Raw genomic sequence first — 1,708 nt, 5'->3', positions numbered from 1 at the left:
CAACCTGATATTGACGGATATTGAATCCGAGGAAGTCAAATCCTTCAAATGTATGGGTAATCCTGGTCTTACTTGGTTTTAATTCCAAACCCATGTCATTCAACCATATATTGATGATTCTTTGACATTCTTTTACCACGTAATGGTCTTTATGCATTATGACAAAGTCATCTGCATATCGGACTAAATTTAATGCATTCCTATTCTTGGATTTACTTCCCTTCATAGTTTCTGCGAATTGTTTAATCCTTTTTTCCATGCCGTGAAGAGCTATATTTGCCAGAAGGGGAGATATGACTCCGCCTTGTGGAGTGCCCTCTTCTGTAGGTGAGAATGTCCCATTATCCATCACACCAGCTTTTAACCAAGACTTGATTAATCGTCTTAAGGATGGATAAGTATTCAATTTTGTCAGAAGTGCATTATGGTTGATTTTATCGAAACATTTGGCAATGTCGGCATCTAGTACCCATTTAGGTTTTTGGTTGATGCCTGTGAATATTGCTTCAATCGCATCGTGACAGGAGCGTCCTGGTCTGAATCCGTATGAATTGGGTTCAAAGCGTGCTTCCCATTCAGGTTAAACATGCCTGTTTAGTTAGTGCCTGTAATGCGCGGTCATACATGGTCGGGATTCCCAATGGGGGACTTGCAATAAAATAAGATACCCATATTCGTCGGGACAATTGTAATATCCCATTTGGGTAATGTGTCAGAACGACACCTTGAAAGTTGATAGGATTCCAATTCCTTGGGGTTTAGGTCTCAACCCTTTTTCATAGATGGTGTCCAATATATGTACTGTTGGTGTGCAGCCGTTACAACTCATGTTTGTAGCCCATTGGACAACAGCTTCAACCGAGTCATAAATTGCGCCATTCCAATAGTTCTCCAACGCAGCCCAACACCGCTCAATCGGATTGTACTTGCTGTGATAGGGAGGGTAGTACTTTACGCGGATGCGGGTTGCAATTGCCCGAGACCATTCAACCATGCGCTTGATAAATTGGGTGCGGTTGCGGAGGGTGGCACTGCCTCCATCTAGATTAATCACTAATTCGTCGAATTGAGTCGGTTGGAATTGATTGTCATTCAACCTACTGGAGTTTAGACGCTCCTTGGGTCTCTCAAGACCTCAAGACAGGGGCGTTGCTGAATAAGAGAATGGTTAAGCAAAAACTGGGATTGTATGAAACTTTAAATAATAAATAAGAAGCCTGATTGATAACTCCAACATCTCTGATGATTTAGAGTAACACAGAGTTCGTCGATGTAGCCTAGCCAAATAGTGTCTCAATCTAGTATTTTCACTCTCTATTCTAGTCATCTAACTTTTTTTTGTTAAATGGTCAATGTCATCAATAAATATTTGATAAACAACATATTTATCAGTGACATACCAAAAGCTATGCCAGCCTTTTACGATTTTCCAAAGCTTTTTAAAAGTTTGAGCACTACGGTCACCAATTATAAAGTTTAAAATCCCGGGATAGTGCTTATTAGCTGCGGTCCTTTAAAGTTACCGTAGGAGAGGGTAGCCTTATTACAAAAGACTTAAAACTATTACTCATAACCTGCCGACTATAAAGGCTACCCTCTCCAAGGTTTCGTCTCAAACCCAAATCTTGTTTTTTTTTACAAAGGTTTGTAGCTCATCTATTTCAGTGATTTCAGGGATTTATGAGCGTGAAACATACATCTTTTAAGA

Annotated in this window: 1 protein-coding gene and 2 pseudogenes; all 3 read right to left on the bottom strand. The window is 40.0% G+C overall.

Features of this window, described 5'->3' with window-relative positions:
* A pseudogene (locus F6K53_RS40330) lies at positions 1-644 on the bottom strand (reverse transcriptase/maturase family protein); the annotation flags it as partial.
* A 68-nt stretch (positions 645-712) separates the two neighbouring features.
* The gene (locus F6K53_RS40325) at positions 713-1,096 is read right to left on the bottom strand and encodes a transposase (RefSeq protein ID WP_293085737.1); all 384 of its coding nucleotides are present in this window, start codon (positions 1,094-1,096) and stop codon (positions 713-715) included.
* Positions 1,097-1,168: 72 nt separating this feature from the next.
* A pseudogene (locus F6K53_RS40320) lies at positions 1,169-1,489 on the bottom strand (IS1 family transposase); the annotation flags it as partial.
* Positions 1,490-1,708: the final 219 nt, after the last annotated feature.

Origin of the sequence: Moorena sp. SIO4A1, from assembly GCF_010672065.1 — a bacterium.
Taxonomy (GTDB): domain Bacteria; phylum Cyanobacteriota; class Cyanobacteriia; order Cyanobacteriales; family Coleofasciculaceae; genus Moorena.
This window is presented reverse-complemented; position numbering and strand designations above follow the sequence as displayed.